This window comes from Spongiimicrobium sp. 3-5, assembly GCF_046557915.1.
Classification (GTDB): Bacteria; Bacteroidota; Bacteroidia; order Flavobacteriales; family Flavobacteriaceae; genus JBHEBG01.
This window is the reverse complement of record NZ_JBHEBG010000001.1, coordinates 1,164,752-1,182,922: the sequence shown is the minus strand read 5'-3', so window position 1 is coordinate 1,182,922 and position 18,171 is coordinate 1,164,752. Positions and strand designations below refer to the sequence as shown.

Here is an 18,171-nt window from a genome sequence, read left to right as displayed (position 1 = left end):
AAACTGTACTATGAAATCAATTTATAAAATATACTTTATTCTTCTCTTTATGTTTGGACTGACAGGGTGTGAGAAGTATTTGGATGTAGCACCCGAAACCCAAGTGGCTTCCTCTTCGGTTTTTCAGACCCAAGACGGTGCCTTGGCAGCCCTAAATGGCATATACACCTCATTAAAGTTAAAAGGGCTGTATGGAACAGATTTTGCGATTATCGGGGATGCCTCTTCGGATAACGGTTTAATTCCTTCCGATAGGGAAGACGCAGGGGCCAATGCTGACCGCATGCCGCATGCTTATTTATTAAATCTAAATGCCAATACAACATCTATCCTATGGGATGATGCCTATGTATTGATCAACAATACCAACACGTTTTTAGAAGGCATCGAAAGTGTTTCGGACATGTCCGATGAGGCCAAGACTCAGGCTGTAGCGGAAGCACGCATAATTAGGGCGTATGCACATTTTTGCCTTATGCAGGTATTTGCGCAAGATTATAATTTTACCGCAGACCAAACACATCTTGGGGTTCCCATAGTCACCGCAACGGGAGCGTCAAATCAGCCAGAGCGTAATACCACCTCGGAAGTGTTCAACTTTATTTTTCAAGAATTTAACGAAGCCCTTCCCGATTTACAGAATAGCAACGCTATTGAGCGGGCGGGCGAAGATTTTAACTTTATAAATTACTTTGCCGCCCTAAGTTTAAGGGCCAAAATATATTTCTATACCGCCAATTATGCGGCTGCTTTAAGTGATGCAAACCAAGTTATCAACTCTGGGCGTTACAGCCTAATTTCACAATACACTACAGGAACCTTCCCCTCCGCCGGTCTTGGCGATCTAGAATTTATAAATCAATGGACAGGTACTAGTATAGTTGTTCCGGAAAGCATCTTTCAATTATATATCAATGAAGCAGGGGAAGAAACAACCACTAATCGTTCTATAATAGATATTTACACTTCCAACAATGGAAATGCAGCACATGCTATTTCAGCTGACCTGTTTGATCTATATGAAGCCCAAGACCTAAGGCTAAACTGGTACAAGGTAGAAGATACGGACCAGCATGTTTTTAAATATCCCGGAGAATTTGGAGCAGCCCCCGACGATACCCCTTATTCGGTTATCCGACTTACAGAACTTGTTTTGATGAAGGCCGAGATTGAAGCGCGTAATGGGCAAGATGCTGTAGCACAAGGATTGGTAAATCAAATCACTGCAAGGGCAAACGCTTCTTCAATAACTTCAACGGGAAACCAGTTGATAGAAGATATCATAACGGAAAGAAGGAAAGAACTGGCATTCGAAGGAAACCGACTGTTCGACCTTAAGCGTTTACAACGAGGGTTCATTAGAAATGATTGTTCTGCCGACATCTGCACTTTGGATTATCCCACTTTTCTTTACGCTTGGCCCATACCCCAAGCAGAATTTAATGGAAACCCTAATATGATACAAAATGATGGATACTAAAAAAAAGTTGAATACTAAAGCCAACAATATGAACACATCCAGATTATATGTAGGGTCAGTCTGCTTTCGCATGTTTACATTATTCTGCCTTACATTTTTACTTTCTTGTGATAATGAAGATGTAAACGAGGTGGCACCAAGAGATGGACAAAATTTTGTGGCCGGAATAGCCGGCGGACTTACCCAAACTGTTTTTGAAGATGAAGGCAAGACCATTATTGTTCCCTTTTCTATAGGTTACATTTTAAACGAAAATGCTACGGCAACCATAAATCTCACTTCAGAAAACGGCGCAACATATGGGACGGATTTTAGAACAGAACCCGATGGATCTTCCGGACAGATAGTTCTTTCCCTCAATTCCGGATCCTCTGGATCTGCAATACAGGTTATCCCTATTTTAACGGACGAGGTGAAGGATTTTTCCATAATCTTCGAAGTGGAAAGTGTAACCGGTGGCTTGCGATTGGCAGATGGAAGCGGCGCGTTTACAGCAGCCGTAGAGGATAGAACCAAGAATTTGGATGTTATTGCCTTCACAGGTTTTGAGGAGCCCATTGCTGGAGCAATAAATAACTATGCCATGGACGATGGGGTAGAACAAATAAACAAGGACGGGTTAAATGCGGTAGACCATACTTCAACCGGAGGCGAAATGGGATTCGATTTTTCTTATATCCCAGGAGAAGAGGGGGGAGAGGATGCTGAAGTTTTTTGGGGAGTAACCAATGTACTTAACGAACCGGACGAGTGGGACCTTCCCTTTTTCCAAGATGGAGCACAGGCCTACTTGGCATCTGATGCGGACGGTTTGGCAGAAATTGTTTTTGACGAGGTGAGTATCCCTTCCGGTTCCGAAATATTACTCGTAACTCTTTCTACCCACTTTGCCGACAGCAGTTGGGAAGATAGTGATGAATTCGATATTTTTTGGAGAACCGCCGATGGCGATGAATTGCTGCTTTCGTTTCGTGGTAATGCAGATGCAGATATGACAGATCAACCAGATGGTCTGGGCAACATCATAGAAGGTGCTTGGTTTACCTTCAATGCCTTTGTACAAAATATCAAAACCGGTAGGCTGGTTATACAAATTGGCAATAACTCGGGATCTGAGATAGTTTTTTTAGATGCAATAAAAATAGGTTTAAAATAGTGCAAGCATATTTTTTTGGATTTTGTTTTCAATTAGGTATTGTTTGAGTTAGTCAGAATAAGCGGTAGTCTATCTACCGCTTATTTTAAAACATTAAAGTTTATTAAATGATTTTATCAAAAAGAGTATTGAATTCTAGTTTTTCCGCAACTGTGGGCATTGCGGATAAAGCACAGTTTATAAGGGAACAAGGAAAGGCAGTATATGATTTTTCGGCCGGAAGAGCTTTTGAACCCACCCCCTCTTACATAGCCCAAGCAACCATGGACGCAATAACCGCTGGGGATACCCACCAAACAATGGCCAAGGGAAAAACGTTTTATAGAAATGCCATTGCAGATAAATTGATTAGAGATAATGGTATTGAAGCCAATCCGGAAACCGAAATCGTAGCCACCATGGGGTGCAAACAAGGTCTTACCATAGGACTAATAGCCTCTATTAACCCTGGTGACGAAGTTATTGTGGAGGATCCCTGCTTCGTAAGTTACAAACAAACCATTCAATACGTAGGCGGTAAGGTAGTTGAGGTTCCGCTGCGGGCAGAAAACAATTTTAGATGGACCAAAAAAGATTTAAGCAAAGCCATCACAGCCAAGACCAAAGCCATAATAATGTGTTCCCCACACAATCCTACTGGTGTTGTCCATACCCGGGATGATCTGCAAATAGTGGCAGATATCGCTATAAAAAACAATCTTATTGTACTTACGGACGAAGTGTACGAGCGGGTAGTATGGAAAGGCCATCACCACACCAATCTGGCGTCCTTACCCGGAATGAAAGAACGCACCATTACGCTAATGAGTTTTACTAAAAGCTTCTCTATGGGTGGGTGGCGCATAGGCTTCATCTACGCCTGTGAAACCATTGCCAAAGAATTGGAGAAATTGCAGCAGCACCTCATTACCAGTGTAAATTCTTTTGTTCAGATCGGTGCTGCCATAGCATGTGGCGAGCCACAAAAAGAGGTATTGGATTACTGGTTGGAATGGGAGAAAAAAGTAAATTACTGTACGGAATACTTAAATGACATTCCTGGGTTATCTTGTCATACGCCAGAAGGAGGGTTTTACGCCTGGACCAATATTTCAGAACTTCAGATCGATTCCCTATCTTTTACGGAACAACTTTTAGATCAAGAATCGGTTGCCATTGTCCACGGTTCATCTTTTGGTAAATACGGCGAAAACTACGTGCGTTTTACTTGTGTAAAATCTTGGGAAGAACTAGAGGAAGGTCTAAATCGAATTAAAAAATTCATCAATAATCTAAGTTAAGTACATAACTAAATGTTAAAAAAATATCTGAGCATCCCATTTGCCACAAGGGTTCTAATTTGGATGCTTTTGGGGGCGATTCTTGGTCTGGTCCTAAAAGAACAGGCCCTTATAGTAAAACCTCTGGGAATTGGTTTTCTCAATTTACTGATAATGGCCGCCATTCCATTAGTGTTTTTTAATTTGCTTTCGGGCATTTCGTCCTTGGGCAATGTTTCTAGCTTAGGTAAAATAGGTGGCCGCGTAATGTTGTGGTATATTTTTTCAACCATTATGGCCATTGTTATCGGAATTGGTCTAATGACGCTTTCCAAAGCAGGAGAAGGCATGACACTAAAAGGAGAGGTTTCCGGCGATATTGGTGAAATACCCGCAATTGGAGATCTTCTTCTAAATATGATCCCTGTAAATATCTTTAAATCATTTGCTGAAGGAAACCTAATTCAGATAGTGGTATTTGCAGTATTGTTGGGTATTGTAACATTAAAATTACCCGAAAAACAAAAAAATCCTATCGTTAATGCCTATGATAAACTTGCTGAACTGATGCGGAAACTGGTAGAATATATATTACTTCTATCACCTATATGCCTAGGAGCTCTAATGGCCGCTACCTTTGGTGAATTTGGATCTAAAATCTTAGGTTCCCTGGGAAAATTCATAGGAACTATTTATTTGGGGCAGTTTTTAATGGTCGTAGTCTATATGATATTGCTAAAAGGTCTAGGCAAAGTGCCAATTGGGTGGTTCCTAAAAAAAACCAAGGAATTGTATGCCACTACCATTGCCACCTGTAGCAGTTTAGCAAGTTTGGCAGTTGCCTTGGATATCGCCGAAACCAAATTAAAGCTACCCAAAAAAATATACTCCTTTACGCTTCCCATGGGAGCCCAGTTCAATAAGGACGGAACATCCATAATGTTAGCGGGTATTTTGATCTTTACGGCCCAAGCTGCGGGCTTGGACTTTAGCTTCCCCGAACTGGTGCAAGTTGTTTTAATCGGTTTGTTAGTGGTTGAGGGGTCATCTGGGATTCCTGGTGGAGGTTTGGTAGTAGCCATGCTCTTTGCGGAGGCGTTTAACCTCCCCCTGGAAATTGTTGCGATTGTTGGAGGCATTTATCGTTTGATCGATATGGGAAATACCACGGTAAACTGCATGGGAGATATGGTAGCAACCACTATAGTATCTAAATATGAAACGAAATGGGTTCCAATAAAAACGCAGTAAAACACATCTTATGAAACGTATTTGCATAGTATTATCGTTTTCGATCTTTCTGTCTTCTTTTACGCAGGCTCAAAAAGGGAACATAAGCACCGAAGAAGACAGAAAAGCACTCTTTGACTATATCATTGCCAAGACCAAAGAAAGAGAAGCCTTTTCAGAACCCAAGAACAAGGCCTTAAAATTTGACCCTGTTCAAAACATGATGGCTTTGGAGGAAGAATTTATAAATGCGACCACCAATAATGAACTATGGTTTGCACTTAAGAAGTTAAGCGCCGCCCGACACGACAAGCATCTATACATAGATGTCGTTGATGGCGGACTTAAAGAACCCGATATTGCGAAAGGACAAGCCCCCATTCGTTTTCACCCCGATTTTTCCTCAAAAGACAAAACGGTTTTCTTTATTTCTGACTTTAGCAAGGATATAAGTACACACAGCAATGGGGTTTTGCCAAAAATAGGTGACCAGCTTATTGATATCAACGGAATTCCATTGGAAGAATATATCGATCAAATTAAAGTTTATACAAAATTTTCTAACTTAAAGAACTTTTTAATCCGCAGTGCGGACGCCATTTCAGAGAAAGGCCCTCATTTGCCCAAAAAGTTTTTTAACGATACTTTTAAGATCACCCTTAAACCAAAAAAAGGTAAAAAATATACGCTTACCTTACCTTATTTGAACGATGTTGAATGGCAATATGGAAGATTCCTAAGGAATTATAAGGGGTATAATTTGGCATGGAAAACAGATACATTTTGGTTGTATGTTCCCAACGACACTGACAACAAATCCCTGTTACTTTGGTGGTACGGGTTTCGAAGTGATCTTCAACAAGCTACGAATAAGTTAGTGGATTATGCCAGAGAACACCAAATGCTGGATTACGACCTAATTATAGATGCCGTTAACAGCAGGGGTGGCAGTCAGGGAGCTTATGCGTTGGCACGTTTTAGCCCCAAACCCTTTAAAACTACCGGTGGAAATCTGAAGTTAAGCGATATCACGGACGATTTTATTGCGAAAAACACCCGAAGATTTACAGAACAAAAAGCCATTATGGATGGGGAATCTGCCGAAACGGAGGACGACGGATCTCGCCTTATGGAGTGGCTTCATGGCCCAGTACTTAAAGGGCTGGCCAACAGACAGGCCTATAGTAACAATGTACCTTTTAAATGCGCCCACCTACCGTACTATTCTGATTGGATAATGCAACCTGCAAAAGAACATTTTACAGGCCAGCTTGTTCTTTTTTCTGGGCCTTGGGGAGGATCCCATATGGATCAATTTTCGGCTATGATCAATGATAATGACATGGGATATTCCATAGGCATGCCTTCTGGAGGATATAGCAACACTTGGGAGTGGGAAGAAGAATTACAATTCCCAATTAGTAAAAAGCCGGTAGCACAATTTATGTGGAATATTGGACATACCATTCGCCCAAATGGCCAAATACTTGAAGGAAACCCTGCCCAAGTGGATGAATACGTCCCGGTTACGAAAGAAAACTATTTAGATTACAAAAACATACTACTCCAAAAGGCATTGACCCTTTTGGATGCGGAGTAAACACCCCCAACACACTATTTTGAAAAATAAGGGCCATAATACAATCAAAAAGATAATCTACGGAATACTCCTATTGGTGGGCATGTTTGTATTTTCCCAAGAAAACGAGTTCCATAAAAAAGAAGATAGCTTATCATCAAAGAGCAGGGACAGTATTGCCAAAAAAGAGGTGTTTCAGTTTAAGAATATCGGACCTTCCCGTGGAGGGAGAGTTACCGCCGTATGTGGTGTACAAGACAGTATTAGCACTTTTTATATGGGAGCCACCGGTGGTGGTCTGTGGAAAACTTCAGATAATGGAAATCATTGGAAAAACATTTCCGATGGTTTTTTTGAAACTCCGTCCATAGGTGCTATTGCCGTAGATCAATCCAACCCCAATATTGTTTATGTAGGTACGGGTTCCGATGGAATTAGGAGTAATGTTATTGTAGGGAAGGGTATTTATAAGTCTGTAGATGCAGGCAAAACATGGCACTTTTTAGGACTTAGCCAAGCGGGGCAGATAGGAGCTTTGGAAATAGACCCCATAAATACTAATAACATATTTGCAGCAGTGATAGGGCAACCCTTTCGTAATTCGAGGGAGAGGGGAATCTATAAGTCAGAGGATGCTGGCAAAACATGGGTTAACAAACTGTTTGTATCTGACAGTGTTGGGGCAGTAGATATTGAATTTGCACCGAAAAACCCAAACATAATTTACGCCGCCATGTGGCGTGCGGTACGTAGGCCCTGGACAATCATAAGCGGAGATACTACCGGTGGAATCTTCAAATCCGTGGATGGAGGGGAAACATGGAAAAAAATCACCAAAGGACTACCGCAAGGCCCAATGGGGAAAATAGATTTTGCAGTCAGCGAAGCAAAACCAGATAGGGTTTGGGCATTGGTACAGGCAGAGACCAATATTGAAGGCCTTTATAAAAGTGATGACTATGGAGAATCCTGGGAATATGTTCCTATGCCCAAGAAGACCAAAACTTCCATAATGTACCGCCCTTTTTATTTTACAAACTTATCTGCAAACCCAAAAAATGCGGATGAGTTGTGGTCCGGAACCAAGGTTTTTTGGAATTCCAAGGACGGAGGCAAATCGTGGAAAGCCATTCCATCTTATCCACATGCAGATCATCATGCCATGTGGATCAATCCCACAAACCCCAATGTTTTTATCTGCGGCAACGATGGCGGAGCCAGTGTTTCGGTAGACTCGGGTCAAAATTGGTCGTCTTTGTTCAATCAATCAACAGCAGAATTGTATTCCATGGAGGTTGACGATCAATACCCGTATTACCTATATTCTGGACAGCAAGATAACAGTACAATCCGTGTACCCAGTAGACGCCCTAGGGAAGACGTATTAAGTTCCAATGATGCCCATGGGTTATCTCCTTTGCAATATTGGGAAAGTGTAGGCGGATGCGAAACGGGGCCCGTAGTGCCCAAACCTGGCAATCCTAACGTTGTATACACCAATTGTAAAGGGCAATTTGGCGTATATGATAGAAGAACCGGATTTCAACAGAACTACTACATTGGTGCCGAAAGCCTTTACGGAAACCACCCCGATGATATTACGTATAGATTTCAGAGGGTAGCACCCATTGAAGTGTCTCCGCATAACGCCAATGTGGTGTATTATGGTTCACAATTCGTCCATAAAACTATTGATGGCGGACGCACTTGGCATAACATATCCCCAGACCTTACAGCAAATAAACCAGAATTTCGGATGCGAAGTGGGGGGCCTATAGATGAAGACATTTCGGGTGAAGAATATTATAACGTTCTCTATGCCATAGAGGAATCTCCATTGAAAGAAGGTATTATTTGGGCAGGTTCTAACGATGGCCTGATCCATATTTCAAAAAACGGTGGGGGTAGTTGGGAAAACATCACACCAGAAAGCCTTCCGGCGGATGGTAGGGTCTCTAAAATACATGCTTCCAAACATCAGCCGGGAAAGGCCTACGTGGCAGTATATAGGGATTTATTGGGTGACGACCGCCCTTACGCTTATAAAACACTAAACTATGGAAAACACTGGGAGTTGATTACCAAAGGTATTCCAGATGACTTCCCGGTACGGGTAATCCGCGAAGACCCCCAAAGATCGGGGTTACTATTCTGCGGCACTGAATTCGGGTTGTTTATTTCTTTTAATGGTGGCGAAGATTGGATGCCTTTTCAGCGCAATCTTCCCGTTGTTCCCATAACTGGGTTAAAAATATTTAGGGACAACCTTAATATTTCTACTCTGGGACGTTCCTTCTGGGTCTTGGAGGATATTTCCGTTTTACGCCAATTTAATCCTGAAGATGGGGCCAAGAACTTTTTTTATACTCCCAAAAATACCATTTACGATACGGTTAATCTCTATTTTTCCATAGTAGCCAAAGAGACCGATTCTATTTACGTAAAGATCACCAACGAACGTGGAAAACTTATACACAGTAAATATGAAAAGCTAGCGGACATACCAAAAGATGGCCTTGGTCTAAGAAAAACGCAATGGGATCTTAGACATTATTTAAAGAGGGAAGGTCAAAAGGATTTCAAAGGACCCAAAGTGGCTCCCGGCAAATACAAAGTAGCTCTTAAACTAAAAGATACCTCAATTACAAGGAGTTTTAACTATGAATTACATCCTAACCTAAAATTAATAGGCACCACTGTTCTCGACTTGGAGGAACAAGAACTACTGGCCTTACAAACGGCGACCTTGCTGCTTGAAGTACACAAAAAACGAATGCAATTGGAAAGCCAACTAAAGGCAGCTAAATCTAACCGGAAGCAGCAAATGATAAAAGCTAAAATAGCCGCCCTAAAGAAAGGTGAGGAAAGGTATGACAAGCCTATGTTGGAGGACCATATTGATTATCTATACAAAATGATAAGTAGCGCTCCCCAAAAACTTGGGAACGATGCGTTCGAAAGATTTAAAACGCTGAATGAAGCATTTCAAGAGTTTCTTGAATAAAGCTCGTGATACCTTATCATGGTTGTCCTCTTTATAGCATTATACAACCTTCTTTCTCTATTTTTCCGATGCCTTTAAAAGTAGTTCCATCATAGCATTTGCAGAATTTGTCCCAATCTCTTGTATTCTGTCCTTTGGAGTTTCATCACCAATTTCATAGGTAATTCCTGTTGCATTTTTTCCGTATAAAAACCATCCTTTGGAAACCGGTTTTGTACTGTTGCCTGCAGCCTCGTTCACCTTGTATCCAGGTATCTTCTGTTCCAATAATGCAAACCAGTCCTCCACAAAATTGGGCAATGTGGTACCCTTCCTCTTTTTATTGGTATAAAAAACATCTTCATAGGTAGAATGAAAATCGAGTCCCAAAACAATTCTTCCTCTATCTTTTTTAGCGGTTTTGGTTATAAAACTCACCACGTTCCTGACCTCTGGTTGTTTATATAAAGACCAATCCCTATTGGTATCCACGCCATGGCTGTTATGTCTCCAATGGCCCAGATCCACACCATCGGGATTTAGTATTGGAAAGGCTAGCACGCGATATTTGTTTAGAAAGGCCGTGGAAAGGTCGGTCTTTGCGACAATTGTTTTAAGAAAACTCTGAAACGCAAAATATCCGGTTACCTCCGGGGGGTGTTGGCGTGTAAGCAGTACAATAATATCCTTGCCTTTGGCATCGCCGTTATAAATATCCAACACAGGAAGGTTTCTCCCAAGTCCGGAGTTCCCAGCACTCTTTAACCTTACAAAGTTGTTTGTACCAACAATCTGATCCTGATACCAATTACGTACATGGGCAGTGGAATTAATTTCTTGGGCCGCAACCAAAAGGGGTTCTTGGCCCACTGCTATTTTAAGGGTAGTTATACTATCCTCTTTTATTAGGTTGACCGAATCCACAATTTGCCAAGCCCCATCTTTATTAATTTTAGGGTTATATCTATGTTTAAACCCTTTTGGATAGGTAAAGCGAAAATAAACGGTCTTGGATTCCTTTGCCCAAGTCCTAAATGCAAAATAAGGGCTTTTATTAATGGGTAGATTTTCTGGTTCTATACTCAAGGCAATCGTAGAATCGTTAATTTGTTCTAGCCCATTGACCCGTGCAGCATCGAACTCATTGCTGACCCAAACATCCATTTTCTCAATTTCGTATGTTTTTTTCATTTGATACGAAATTATTTTATCATTGGTATCCACAGATTCGGGAAACGTAACTTTTTTAGGAGCGCTACAGCCAAACAGACCAAGAGCCATAAGGGCCAATAGTTGGCGAAATTCTATTCTAAGCGTATTTGTTTCGGGTTTCATATGCGGTAATTATGGGTTGTTATTCATCTTTTTTATAGTTGTCGTCCCAGTTCTTTATTTTGGGATCTCCCAATTTTCCAATGGATTTGGCCACCAACATGGAAACTGCCGCATCTCCGGTTACATTAACTGCAGTTCTACACATATCCAAAGGCCTATCTACCGCAAAAATCAGGGCCAGACCGGCTTCGGGGATTCCTGCATACCCAAGCACCCCAACCAACATTACCATCCCTGCTCCTGGAACGGCCGCACTACCTATAGATGCCAAAGTGGCCGTGGCAATTATGCCCAACTGCGTTGAGAAACTTAGATCCATACCAAACGCTTGTGCTATAAAAACAGCGGCTACTGCCTGGTACAAACTGGTACCGTCCATATTGATCGTAGCACCAATGGGCAATACAAAACTTGCCGCTTCTTCTTCTACTCCCAAATGTTCCGTTACGCGTTCCATGGTAACAGGAAGGGTAGCCGCACTAGAACTTGTTGAAAATCCTAACAGTTGTGCAGGTGAGATACCCTTTATAAAAAACCCTGGTTTCTTTTTGGTAAAAACCAAGACCAAGGTAGTATATATCATCACCATTATTATCAAACCTATTATAACGGTAAGGGCGTACCAGCCTAAGGCCTTAAACAAATCCACACTTGGTGACTCTACCACCAATGCCGCCAGCAAAGCAAATACGCCATAAGGAGCGGCCAACATAATAAGATCTACCATTTTTAGTATAACCTCATTGAAACCATCAAAAAAATGTTTTACGGTCTTGCCTGTTTCTTCCGGAATCAAAATCAACCCTATCCCAAAAAAAATGGCAAAAAAGATTACCTGAAGCATGTTTCTATTACTAGTAGCGGACGAAAAAATATTATCGGGGACTATATCTTCCAACGCTTTTAACGGACCGCTCTCTTTTTGATTTTTTGCCGTTTGCTTATACTGTGTGGTATTATCGCTATAATTACCTACCATTTCGGTCCTGGTTTTCTCGGTGATGGATTTGCCCGGATTTACAAGGTTTACCAAAAGCAGTCCAATGGAAACTGCAATAATCGTCGTGGTGATGTAAATACCGATGGTTCTCCCACCCATCTGGGAAAGTTTCGAAATATCCTTCAGATCGGACACTCCTTTTATCAGGGCTGCCAAAATAAGTGGTATGGCGATAAGTTTTAGGGAGTTTATAAATATTTTTCCAAAGGGTTTTATCCAATCTTGCACTAACCCTTTTCCTCCCTCAAAATTGGTCATTATTAATCCTAAAACGACTCCAAGAAACATTCCCAATAATATTTTCCAATGTAATGCTATTTTCTTCATAATAATGTTGTTAAATCTTGGCTTTTTTAGAAAGTTTTTCAGTCTTATGATTCTCCTTATTGAAATGCTGCATAAGCTTATAAACAAACGGTATCTGTTCCTGAAAACGGGTTAGAATATCATCGGAAATGTTATTTCTACTAAAGGGTACTACTTTTACATATTGCTGTATCTCCCCTTCATTTCGCCCATATTTATAGTCATAGGTGAAATTTCCATTTTCGTCCGTACGACTATTTTGGTTGTCCTTATTGACCACACTTATGTAAAACTCACTGTCCTGGATATTTCCATCGGGGTTAAACAAGGACTTTTCGTTTAAATGTTGGTAAAGTTCCTTGGCAGTGTTTACGGCCGGATCTATGAGTTGAATATTCTCTGTCATATAGTTTTTATATGGATAAGAACCATCAACGCCCTTGTATACATATAATTCTTTAAGCACCGTATTTATCTCCTTCATTAGATAGGGATAATGAGTACACCCCAGAATCAACGATTTTAACTTGTTGGGCGTACCCGATCTTCTGATTTTTTCCATTAGGCTTACCAAATGGTAACGAACGTAATTCTCCGCATCGTTGATCTGCAAAACAGCACAGTCATTTTGATTGCTGTTGTCGCACAGCATTTTACCATGATCGAATTTAAAATTATATACATCCAAAAGGGTTTTATCAATTTTTAGATTCCCTTGTATGCCCGGGCCCTTGTACCCATCTCGAGGTTTGTTTAAGTTTTTATCATAATAATCCGAAATTTCATCTACAGCTTCAGCTATGCCAACTCCACCTTGGGAAAAGACCTCGATATTTCCTGAATAGCCTAACTGGTCCTTAAATTTTAGAATGGTATTGTGGTATCCTTTTGAGGTTACGGTACCAGCCGTTGCCAGCACTCCGATTATGGCATCTTCTTCTTTTGAGATGGTCTCCAAAGCTCCACGGACCCCGGCATCTATGACCCCTATTACTTTAATATCGGCATTGGCCTTTTTTATGAACGCCTCTATAGATTCTTTACCATAGGCGGTAGCCGTGTTGCAGGCTACTACAATGGCCTTTACAGGTTGCTTATCTGTTTTGGGCGTTTGGTCTTCAGTGTTTCCATAATATTTATTGCCCATCAAAAATTGGGCATCCTTGATGATATGTTCTTTTAAAAGTCCCAATTTGTCTTCATTGGAATAGTTGCCATAGGGCATATTGGCCTGATCTCCCAAATAGATAAAAGATTCTTTGTTAAAATCTAGCTGGCCATCACTGCCATTTTGGTGTGTGATATTGCCATTTTCATCGTAATTAACAATGGCCTTCAGTACAGTTAACCCTCCTGTACCAGAATCAAAAACACCTATGGGAAGGGTTTTGTCATTATCAGGATAATTGGAGAAATCTATATGATAAAAACTTTCTTTATCATGAATAACGGTATTTACAATATTCTCCTTTTTACCCGTTGCTTGTTCTATCTTGTTTTTTACAAGATTTTGTTTACACCCCACTAACAAAAAGGCGGCAACTACCAAGAATTGTAACTTATGCTTCATCTCAATTGTTTTTTGTCAGTACTTTTCCGTTCATTTTACCCGTGTATTTTCCCCGGTCCACGGATAATTGTCCGTTGATAATACTATATGCCAGACCTTCCGCTTGTTGAAAGGCATTTTGGTAGTCCGCATTATCCCTAAAGGTCTCGGGGTTAAAGACGATAATATCTGCATAGTAACCCGTTTTTAATTTCCCTCTTTTTTCAATTTTAAAAATTTCCGCTGTTTTACCGGTACTCCGGTTAATAAAGGAAGCCAAACCGATTACCTTTTCCTGCAGTACATATTTGTGGTACTTCCGCGGAAAGGAGCCATATTTTCTTGGGTGTCCCGTGTTGCCATCAGAACCAGTGACCACCCAATCTTGCCGCATAAAAGTTTTAATGTCCTCATCGATCATATTAAAGGAGGCAACCCTTACATATCCTGATTTTAATATTGCATAAACCGATTCCTCGGGCGAAAGGTTCAACTCCTCGGAAATCTCCAACAAGTTTTTGTTGAGGAAAGCATCGTTCTCGACCTTTACCATGAGCAATTTATCGGGACCTCCTCGCCTATCGATGTTCTTTTTGGTTTCTATGAGCATTTTTCGTCCAAGTCTGGGATCATTATATCGTATCATCATTGAATCCCTTCCCCCGCTTTCTGCCCATCGGGGCACAACGGCATCCTTTAGGCCTGTAGCCGAGGCATTGTAGGGATATTGGTTTGCGGTAACCTCAACCCCGGTCTTGCGCGCCTTTTTTATCAATTGCACAATGGTATCGCTCTGGTGCCAAACATCTACCCCTAAACATTTTATATGTGATATGTGTACGGGCAACTTGGCCTGTCTGCCTATCTCTATAGCTTCTTCAATGGCCGGGATAAGGCCTACTGTGTAGGCACTCTCATCCCGTAAATGGGTGTCATATATTCCGTCTTTTTCTGCAACCACTTTAGCAAGGGCAATAACTTCCGCTGTATTGGAATAGCTGCCCGGCGCGTAAAACAATCCTGTGGAAAGGCCAGCTGCGCCAGCTTCCATTTCAGCTTTCACCAAAGCCTGCATTTGGGCAATTTGCTCTTGGTTGGCCGCTACATTGCTTTCTCCCAAAACTTCTTTCCTTATGGTTCCATGTCCTACTAGAAAGACTGCATTGGTGCCTATGTTCTGTGTTTCATATAACTTCTTATACTTCTCCGAGGGGTAATAGCTGCTTCCGTCATTGCCCACAATAACCGTGGTAATGCCTTGCATCATAAAAGGCAGATTGTGTGCATTTTTTGAGTCGACAAGGTCCCGATCGGCATGGGTATGCGGATCTATAAAGCCTGGCGCCACTATGAGGCCCGAAGCATCGATCGTTTTTTGTGTATTTATCCGAACGGATTCTATATCACCGATAAAAACAATTTTATCCCCTTTAACGGCCACACCAAGATTATGTGGAATAGTATCCATTCCATTATAAACCAAACCATTGGTAATCAGCAAATCGGCATCGATCGTTTTTGGGGTGCAGAAAACCAAAAATAAAGTTAGCGCTATCAAAAGTGATATCTTAATTCTCAAATGATCCATCTTTAATTTTGTTCAACAATACTTTCATAAGTTCTTCTGCATAAACCTTTGCTCTTGATTTTATAACTTCCCTATCTATTTCATCACCATCTTCATAGGTAACGGCTTCTGCGCCCAACTCGTTAAAAAAATAATTATAACAGTAGGGCAATTCCTGACTTCTTTTTCTGGCATCTACCTCAATATTGGTCATCGCTTGAATATTTTGAATCCATTGAGGTGTAACTTTATGGGTTTTAGCTTCATTTATAGCATCTAACACCAATAAATAGGGTCCGGAATGCGAGGTATGGAAATCTATGGCATATCTAATTTTTTGGCCTTTTTGGATTTTCTCTGACATAAACTTTTTCACCATTTGGGTTTCTGGCTGCGAAAACGATATCCAATCCCGATTAAGATCTACACCGTTGGCATTGTGCCGCCAATTACCTGCATCAACACCATCTGGGTTTAGGAGTGGAAAGGTATAGATATTGAAATTGGTTCTAAATTCAGTTGCCAGTTGTGTATCGGAAAAAATCGTTTCAAAAAAGCTTTTAAATCCAATGGTTCCTCCGGGAATCTCCGGCGGATGCTGCCTAGCCACCAACACCAAGGTATTTTTAACATCTTCATGTTCTTGTATCAACACATAATTATCATTGTTAAGGGCTGTTTTCCCGGCCATTTCTTTTTTTATTCCAGGGTTTTTCTCTAGGAAGCCCTGCATCCAACGATAGGTATCCTTAGTTGTTTCAATCTCCTGTGCTGCTACATATAAAGGTTTTGGGGAAACCGATAATCGCAGCGTTGCTATACCCGTTGTTGTATCGACTTTTATTCTAGACGCTTCGATCGTTTTCCAAGTGGTACGGTCCGTGCTTAACTTGGGGATGTAACGATGCTTATAATCACAGTAGTTCAGAAGGAGTTCTATTTCCTTTTCCTTAATAGAACTTACACCAAAAGCAAACCAAGGGCTTTTGTTTATAGGTTCATTTTCGGGAAAGATAAAACCCATATATCTGTTCTCTTCTATTTTTTGAATTCTGTTGAGACGTGCTCCTGCAAAGGAGGTATCAAACACTACCTCTCTACCTTCGTTTTCATTGTTTTGTCCACAACAACACACTAGTATTGTAAGGCCAATCAGAAAAGCGTGTTTTTTTATGGATATAATCATAATACCAATGGTTTTCAAGGCCCAACAATGTGTAAAAAAGATTCTCATTGTTTTAGGCGACTGCTCAGTACTGTTTGAGCAGCCGTTACTCTAAAACAATTGATTAAATTTGGGGGTAACCTAGCTAACTCAAACTCTTACTGATTAATCTCCGTTTTGGTAAATATGTCTTCAATTGCCGGAGTGTTCTCGTTGGTATTTCTTTCCGTAAAAGGGTATAAAAACCTTTCTGGATGTACGGCCCCAGCATTAAATGGCACTGGCACCTGTATTGCCGGGTTGTCTTTCTTGGTACGCCTTAGATCATTGAATCCCAAAACCTGGTTGAAAAAAGTAGCGTACCTCTCCTCAATAATCTCTCTTAACAGGGCATCTTCCCTAGATATTGTACCCGATACGTTTTCTATCCCTCCTGCATCAAAATCGGTTTCAACATAATCATCGTAAACCCCGGTTGTAACCGCAAAATATACTCCATTGCGAAGATTGGTTCGGTGTTCATTTAACTTTTGCAGGGCCATACCAAAATTGGAGCCCCCCGTCCTTAGCAGTGCTTCGGCCCACAACAATAGATTCTCCTCCAACGAAATTTGCTTCATGGGTGCATCGTCTTTGGCAATACCATTAAGATTTATCTCGGTACCATCGTAGTAAAAGGCATACCTATCCACTTCATCTGTCTTGCCATTGTTTCTGCTAGTAGCATCGGTTCCCAATAATCCGATCAAGAAAGACCCATCAACGGCAAGATCTACCCCGGTTGCACTGGTAGCCAAGGAATTTAACAGGTTTATATCACCGGTACCTACCACCGCTGGTGGGCTATATGCCATGGTGGCATCGGCACTGTTAATACCTTGTTGAGCTGCTGACAGGGCACTGCCGTAATCGCCAACATCCATGTATAGTCTTGCTTTTAAGGTATAGGCAGCGGCAATCCACTTATTGGTATCTCCTCCATAAAAGAGATCTTCTACTATGCCTCCGGTAGTGCCGGAAGCTGTTAGATCAGTAATAGCTTCATCCAATAGGGTTTGCAAATTGGCATAAACCGAAGCCTGTGCATCATAGACAGGGCTAGAGATTTCATCATTTCCAGCCTCGGTAAAGGGAACGTCACCAAAAAGATTGGCAGCTGTTCCTAGCGCGTGTGCTTCTACCACTTTTGAAGCTCCAAAAAAGAAATCTTTATTGGACAATTCTATACCACTTCTTAATTCCCTAACCTGTTTTACCACACCTTGATAAATATTGCCCCAAGGTGTATTGGAATTTACATCGGCAAACTGATAGTTTTGTATAGGCTCAAATCTTCCTGAGCCCACATAGTACCCACACCAAATACCGGAAACCCAGTCCAAATAAGCCGACTGCGCCGAGATGTCGGCCAGTTGAATGCCTATGAACAAATCTCTTCCATTTACATTACTTATGGTATTGGGATCGTTTTCGTTTATGTCATCTACCAACTTCTCGCACGAAGCAAGACTGAAAATTAGTAGGAATGCTATATATATATCTTTAAATTTCATAATTCCTTT

General features: G+C 41.2%; 12 protein-coding genes. 6 read left to right on the top strand and 6 right to left on the bottom strand.

What is annotated here, in order from left to right; genetic code table 11:
• The first annotated feature begins 10 nt into the window (after positions 1-10).
• From ACEQ81_RS05230 to ACEQ81_RS05205, 6 genes are all read left to right on the top strand, one after another.
• Positions 11-1,480, top strand: coding sequence for a RagB/SusD family nutrient uptake outer membrane protein (locus ACEQ81_RS05230; RefSeq protein ID WP_411029792.1), 1,470 nt, complete (start codon positions 11-13; stop codon positions 1,478-1,480).
• 28 nt (positions 1,481-1,508) lie between these two features.
• Positions 1,509-2,636, top strand: coding sequence for a hypothetical protein (locus tag ACEQ81_RS05225; RefSeq protein WP_411029791.1), 1,128 nt, complete (start codon positions 1,509-1,511; stop codon positions 2,634-2,636).
• Between the two features lie 107 nt (positions 2,637-2,743).
• The gene (locus ACEQ81_RS05220; RefSeq protein WP_411029790.1) at positions 2,744-3,916 is read left to right on the top strand and encodes a pyridoxal phosphate-dependent aminotransferase; all 1,173 of its coding nucleotides are present in this window, start codon (positions 2,744-2,746) and stop codon (positions 3,914-3,916) included.
• Positions 3,917-3,928: 12 nt separating this feature from the next.
• The gene (locus tag ACEQ81_RS05215; protein ID WP_411029789.1) at positions 3,929-5,146 is read left to right on the top strand and encodes a dicarboxylate/amino acid:cation symporter; all 1,218 of its coding nucleotides are present in this window, start codon (positions 3,929-3,931) and stop codon (positions 5,144-5,146) included.
• A gap of 10 nt (positions 5,147-5,156) precedes the next feature.
• Positions 5,157-6,725, top strand: coding sequence for a hypothetical protein (locus ACEQ81_RS05210; RefSeq protein WP_411029788.1), 1,569 nt, complete (start codon positions 5,157-5,159; stop codon positions 6,723-6,725).
• Positions 6,726-6,744: 19 nt separating this feature from the next.
• Positions 6,745-9,708: a WD40/YVTN/BNR-like repeat-containing protein gene (locus tag ACEQ81_RS05205; RefSeq protein ID WP_411029787.1), complete on the top strand. Its 2,964-nt coding sequence runs from the start codon at positions 6,745-6,747 to the stop codon at positions 9,706-9,708.
• 57 nt (positions 9,709-9,765) lie between these two features.
• Here the strand turns inward: ACEQ81_RS05205 and ACEQ81_RS05200 are convergent, their stop codons facing one another.
• From ACEQ81_RS05200 to ACEQ81_RS05175, 6 genes are all read right to left on the bottom strand, one after another.
• Entirely contained in the window at positions 9,766-11,022 is a 1,257-nt protein-coding gene (locus tag ACEQ81_RS05200; RefSeq protein WP_411029786.1) for a M14 family metallopeptidase, read from the bottom strand.
• 19 nt (positions 11,023-11,041) lie between these two features.
• Complete coding sequence (locus tag ACEQ81_RS05195) at positions 11,042-12,349, bottom strand: dicarboxylate/amino acid:cation symporter (RefSeq protein ID WP_411029785.1); 1,308 nt, start codon at positions 12,347-12,349, stop codon at positions 11,042-11,044.
• A gap of 10 nt (positions 12,350-12,359) precedes the next feature.
• A complete protein-coding gene (locus ACEQ81_RS05190) occupies positions 12,360-13,898 on the bottom strand; it encodes a glutamate racemase (RefSeq protein ID WP_411029784.1) in 1,539 nt (512 codons plus the stop codon).
• Position 13,899: 1 nt separating this feature from the next.
• Positions 13,900-15,465 carry an N-acyl-D-amino-acid deacylase family protein gene (locus ACEQ81_RS05185; protein WP_411029783.1) on the bottom strand — a complete coding sequence of 522 codons (1,566 nt, stop codon included), beginning with the start codon at positions 15,463-15,465 and terminating at the stop codon, positions 13,900-13,902.
• Positions 15,446-16,630, bottom strand: coding sequence for a M14 family metallopeptidase (locus ACEQ81_RS05180; RefSeq protein ID WP_411029782.1), 1,185 nt, complete (start codon positions 16,628-16,630; stop codon positions 15,446-15,448). Before ACEQ81_RS05180 ends, ACEQ81_RS05185 begins: the two co-directional genes overlap by 20 nt.
• 137 nt (positions 16,631-16,767) lie before the next feature.
• Positions 16,768-18,162, bottom strand: coding sequence for a SusD/RagB family nutrient-binding outer membrane lipoprotein (locus ACEQ81_RS05175; protein ID WP_411029781.1), 1,395 nt, complete (start codon positions 18,160-18,162; stop codon positions 16,768-16,770).
• Between the last annotated feature and the right edge of the window lie 9 nt (positions 18,163-18,171).

What these genes read in the sequence shown, in the direction of transcription:
- ACEQ81_RS05230 (WP_411029792.1), top strand. Translation starts at nt 11, where the DNA reads ATGAAATCAATTTATAAAATATACTTTATTCTTCTCTTTATGTTTGGA.
- ACEQ81_RS05225 (WP_411029791.1), top strand. Translation starts at nt 1,509, where the DNA reads ATGAACACATCCAGATTATATGTAGGGTCAGTCTGCTTTCGCATGTTT.
- ACEQ81_RS05220 (WP_411029790.1), top strand. Translation starts at nt 2,744, where the DNA reads ATGATTTTATCAAAAAGAGTATTGAATTCTAGTTTTTCCGCAACTGTG.
- ACEQ81_RS05215 (WP_411029789.1), top strand. Translation starts at nt 3,929, where the DNA reads ATGTTAAAAAAATATCTGAGCATCCCATTTGCCACAAGGGTTCTAATT.
- ACEQ81_RS05210 (WP_411029788.1), top strand. Translation starts at nt 5,157, where the DNA reads ATGAAACGTATTTGCATAGTATTATCGTTTTCGATCTTTCTGTCTTCT.
- ACEQ81_RS05200 (WP_411029786.1), bottom strand. Translation starts at nt 11,022, where the DNA reads ATGAAACCCGAAACAAATACGCTTAGAATAGAATTTCGCCAACTATTG.
- ACEQ81_RS05195 (WP_411029785.1), bottom strand. Translation starts at nt 12,349, where the DNA reads ATGAAGAAAATAGCATTACATTGGAAAATATTATTGGGAATGTTTCTT.
- ACEQ81_RS05190 (WP_411029784.1), bottom strand. Translation starts at nt 13,898, where the DNA reads ATGAAGCATAAGTTACAATTCTTGGTAGTTGCCGCCTTTTTGTTAGTG.
- ACEQ81_RS05185 (WP_411029783.1), bottom strand. Translation starts at nt 15,465, where the DNA reads ATGGATCATTTGAGAATTAAGATATCACTTTTGATAGCGCTAACTTTA.
- ACEQ81_RS05180 (WP_411029782.1), bottom strand. Translation starts at nt 16,630, where the DNA reads ATGATTATATCCATAAAAAAACACGCTTTTCTGATTGGCCTTACAATA.
- ACEQ81_RS05175 (WP_411029781.1), bottom strand. Translation starts at nt 18,162, where the DNA reads ATGAAATTTAAAGATATATATATAGCATTCCTACTAATTTTCAGTCTT.